Origin of the sequence: Blautia sp. MSK.18.38 (genome assembly GCF_024460535.1) — a bacterium.
Classification (GTDB): domain Bacteria; phylum Bacillota; class Clostridia; order Lachnospirales; family Lachnospiraceae; genus Blautia_A; species Blautia_A fusiformis.
Genome location: NZ_JANFYP010000058.1, coordinates 1 through 4,087, shown reverse-complemented (window position 1 = coordinate 4,087; position 4,087 = coordinate 1). Strand labels below are relative to the sequence as shown.

At 38.0% G+C, this 4,087-nt stretch carries 6 protein-coding genes; 3 read left to right on the top strand and 3 right to left on the bottom strand.

Annotated features, from left to right (window positions below; translation table 11 throughout):
• Positions 1–88, bottom strand: an 88-nt coding sequence (locus NE638_RS17570; protein ID WP_255647178.1) for an excisionase, incomplete at its 3' end; no start/stop codon positions are given.
• On the bottom strand, positions 88–1,149 hold the full coding sequence (locus NE638_RS17565) for a replication initiation factor domain-containing protein (RefSeq protein WP_259317195.1): 1,062 nt from the start codon (positions 1,147–1,149) through the stop codon (positions 88–90). The genes NE638_RS17570 and NE638_RS17565, both read right to left, overlap by 1 nt.
• A gap of 496 nt (positions 1,150–1,645) precedes the next feature.
• Here NE638_RS17565 and NE638_RS17560 point away from each other — a divergent pair, with 496 nt between their 5' ends.
• The 3 genes from NE638_RS17560 (at position 1,646) to NE638_RS17550 (ending at position 3,841) form a co-directional block, all read left to right on the top strand.
• Complete coding sequence (locus tag NE638_RS17560) at positions 1,646–2,317, top strand: helix-turn-helix domain-containing protein (RefSeq protein ID WP_002322214.1); 672 nt, start codon at positions 1,646–1,648, stop codon at positions 2,315–2,317.
• Positions 2,318–2,627: 310 nt separating this feature from the next.
• Positions 2,628–3,107 (top strand): MGMT family protein, encoded by a 480-nt coding sequence (locus tag NE638_RS17555; protein ID WP_002322212.1) that lies wholly within the window; start codon positions 2,628–2,630, stop codon positions 3,105–3,107.
• A 494-nt stretch (positions 3,108–3,601) separates the two neighbouring features.
• Positions 3,602–3,841 (top strand): DUF6061 family protein, encoded by a 240-nt coding sequence (locus NE638_RS17550; RefSeq protein WP_003505342.1) that lies wholly within the window; start codon positions 3,602–3,604, stop codon positions 3,839–3,841.
• A 21-nt stretch (positions 3,842–3,862) separates the two neighbouring features.
• Here the strand turns inward: NE638_RS17550 and NE638_RS17545 are convergent.
• Positions 3,863–4,087 (bottom strand): hypothetical protein (locus tag NE638_RS17545; protein ID WP_207719070.1); only part of this gene is annotated, 225 nt, incomplete at its 5' end.

Sequence of the window (4,087 nt, the reverse complement as noted above, 5' to 3'; positions counted from 1 at the left end):
ACTTGTTTTCTCCGATACGGAAATATTTTGACGCTTCTTCAATGGTAAGGGTGTATTTTTCCCATACGGGAATATCGTTGTTATTCATCAGATACCCCCTTTCCCATGTTTCGTGTTATATTGGATATAGGGGATAAGATCGGTGCGGTCTATCCTCTGTAAGTGGGCGGTTAGTTTACTGGAAAGGGAATTGCTGTATCTTGCCTTATCAAGCATAGTTCCCACTTTTTCCAGTCCACCTAATGCGTCATGTTCTTCCAAGAAGTAAAAACTTTTCACAGCGGAAATCACGCCACCCTCTGTGAGCCATTGCTGTGTTTCCTCAAGAGAATTATGTAGTTTCGGTACTTGCAGTTTTAAGACTTCCATAGCCCCTAAAAAGCGTTCCCAAAACCGACACGTTTTCCATCTGCTCTTATTACTTTCATTTCTGTTTGGCACGACAAAGCGTAGGTTGTTTGCCAATAGCCCGAAAGCCAGTTCCCCAAGTTCCAGCGGTCTGTCTTTGAATGTCATGGCAAAAGCATGAGCCTTATCATCTCGCAGTTGCATTTCTGTCCGTTTCCAACTGCCGACTTCATCAAGTGTCTTATTATGTTTTGAACAGACTTCCTTATCTTTGTCATAAAAGCGGTAGGACAATCCCGATTTACCAGCACCAATATAAACAGTCTTTGCAGTGTCGAAATCATCAAACTTGCTTTCGTCAAAGTGGTAGCCCTCACTATTAGAAATAAATTCCTCTTTTTCGCATTTCTTCTTTATCTGCTCTATGGTAAAGAATGGCTTTTCGTTCTTATCATCAATGGCAATATCAAGTCTTGTGAAATGGAAATTATCCAGTCCGTATCTTCGCTCACAGCGTCGGAACATATCCCCAAAGGTATAATTCCTACTGTCGAGAATACGGAAAATATCATCACAACCTCTGCCAGTCATAACAAGATAACAGCCTAGCCCCTGTGGGTTGTCCTCTGTCTTTCTTGCGTCCCCCGATACATAAATATCTCCAATCTGCCAGCGTGCCTGATAAGTCTTGAATTTTATCGTTGCTGGATAAACATTGAAAATGTCAGTCGGTAAATCTAAAATGTGCATGATTACATCTTCAGCGGTTGCCGTTTCAAATACAATGCTGATGTAATCAATCTTAACGGATAAATTTTTGTGTGTAGTTATAGTGCATTTCTCCTTTCGTATGCCCCGTTTTTTTGCGGGGTAAAAATTGTGTTTTTTCCTTTATTTATCACAGTTTCTAGGTACTATGACATGTATACGCAGGGCGGTGTTACATATACGCCCTTTACGAACGCCTAAAGGCGTTCCCTTTCTTCCTGTGTCTGCCCCGTTCTTAACGCTCACGAGCCTTGTAAGGCTCGTGGCTAAACGGAACAGCCCCAGTCAGAAACCTTATTTTCGGTCTGATAGTCCATGCTTATTCATGCTATCAAAGCGAAAATATATATTTTCTATGCTTACTCAAGCGTGTGATTGACCCTAGCGTGCTTAATCAATCTGTCTAATACGATAATAACTCCATTAGAATTACTTGTCAAGAAGTTTTTGTTGACTTTTAGATATAGATTAAGTATGATATGCTTATAAATACCAAGAAAAGCAACGAAAGGAGCGGTTATACTAAGTTATGGAGCATTATGAAAAGAAAATCAGTTTCTTAGGAGAAAACATACAGACCATAAGAAAACACAGAGGAATGAAACAACAGGAACTTGCGGACAAAATCGGTATCAATATGCAGAGCCTTTCCAAGATTGAACGTGGCGTGAATTATCCTACCTTTGATACGTTAGAGAAGATAATGGACGTGCTGGGTGTAACGCCCAATGAATTATTGTCGGGAGAATGGAAGTATATTGACCACACCGAGCCCTATATCATGGATATTATCAAACGGGAACAAGACTTCAATGTTTCCTTAGATTACCTGTCTGAAAATGAATTTTTCGATGATGAAAAAGAATGCACATTTTACAAGGCATATAAACTCATACAGTATATCCATAACTACATTACCAATGAGGTTACGGAGTTGGAAGAACTTATGGAAATCAAGCAGTTGATACAGCGTCAAAAACTGGAACGCATGATAAAAGTGCATAAGGAAATGCGAGGGTTAGACCGATACAGAGAACAGCCCAAAGAGTATAAATACCATGACCCTTATGATGATTGGATATTTCGTCAGCTTGCGGATATAGACAACAGAAACAACATTCCCGACACTTCTCCACAAGTAGACTTCAATGAAGCAGACTATGAAGATTATCTAAAGGCGAAATGGAACAGAGGTCTTTAATTTCCTCTTGCATGGAAGATACAGCAAACAAAAAGCCCAGTAAAGAGTGCAAAGCACCACCAATGGTGGCAAGGCTCTTGACAGGGCTTTTTCTTTTCTGTTGTGGGGTAATCAAGAGGAAGAAAGAAAAAGTGTGCATTTTTGTTCCATAAATGCTAAGGGTATGCTGATTTTTATTGTGGCGGATATATGGAACTGTTATAATATGGATATGAAGAAAGCGACAAATTTGAAAGTGTTAATAATTTTCAAACAGCTTCATTGCATGGAAATAAGAAACAGACTATCCTTAAAGTAGGAGGTGGCACAAATGGCAAATGAAGATAAAAAAGATTTTAATGCTATGTTGCATGATAGTAAGGATATGCCAAAATTTCAAATTATCATAGACCAGAAAAGTATTGAGAAATATGGTGGAAACAAAATGTATTTTGCTCCCCCGATTGACTATGACAAAGTAATGAAAAAAGTTCCGTATGGTAAAGTGATTACGGTTGGAAAAATACGAGAACACTTTGCAAAATTGAGTGGTGCAGATTTTACAGAGCCGATTACAGCGGGTATATTTGTTTCTATTGTAGCGTGGGCAAGTTATCAGCGTTCCGAAGATGAAACACCCTATTGGAGAACATTAAAAGCAAACGGAGAATTAAATGCTAAATATCCAAATGGTATTGAAGCACAGAAAGAAAAATTAGAAGCAGAGGGACATACCATTATTCAAAAGGGGCGTAAAAATATACGATACTATGTAAAGGACTATGAAAATTCTCTTTTTGATTTGAAATAGGCAAATTCTATTTCACAATTTCATATCTCTATACACAAAGCAGTTAGTCTTAGGATTGACTGCTTTTTTCATACCTAAATTTCAGATTGGAGTGATGAAATGGTGTTTGTTAGAGCTGTTCAATAAGATTATCGGTGCATAAAATTTTATTGTGGTGCAGATATGAAAATGATATAATGTGGATATGAAGAAAGCGACAAACTTGAATTGAGATTTCATATATTCCAAGGGATTTAATAACTGTTATATTTTATTATCAAATATCTCTCAATCCCTTGAAAACACAAAGTTTATCGCAGGTGAGCTTTCCCTTATTGTTTCCCTTGCGTTATATCGTCCCACCAGTGTTTACGAACTCTGATAAGGGCAAAAACAAGGGCAAGAAAATTATATAAAACAGTATAACACAAAATAAAAGTGACATTGTGAACTGATTGAAATGCTTCTGATTTTTGCAACAAATGATTGATTTAACGATAAGGAGATTTGATACGATGAGAACAATATTTGCAGAATACAATCCCAAGCGCAACAGTATTGATGTTTACACCTCTGTTGGCTATATGCTCCGCATTGACTGTTGGGAAGCTGAAAAGAACTTAAAAACCACACCAGGATCAGACTGTGCATTAAACGCACTCGCCATTGATGAACCTCTTGAATATGCCAAATTATATCTTGATGGAAATTTGCAGATGTGGGTAGATGCGGAAGACTCATTAGATATTTTTTAATTTTTAAACAAATACAACAGTTTAAATCGCTATTAACCACAATATTTCCGGAAAATTCATCATAGGTTTGTGCAAATGCAAAGAAACGGCGGCTCTGAAAATCAAAGCCGCCGTTTCATAGGCGCGTGAAAATGTGTCTGCTCTGCGACGGCTTTTTTTCTTTTGCCGTCGCGCTGCAGATAACCTATTCGTTCTATTTTGAACTTCTTTTATGCTACCTGATGTCTGCAATAGGAATGAATCGCC

Excerpts from the sequence above, each read along its gene's own strand:
- NE638_RS17560 (WP_002322214.1), top strand. The coding sequence starts at position 1,646 with ATGGAGCATTATGAAAAGAAAATCAGTTTCTTAGGAGAAAACATACAG.
- NE638_RS17555 (WP_002322212.1), top strand. The coding sequence starts at position 2,628 with ATGGCAAATGAAGATAAAAAAGATTTTAATGCTATGTTGCATGATAGT.
- NE638_RS17550 (WP_003505342.1), top strand. The coding sequence starts at position 3,602 with ATGAGAACAATATTTGCAGAATACAATCCCAAGCGCAACAGTATTGAT.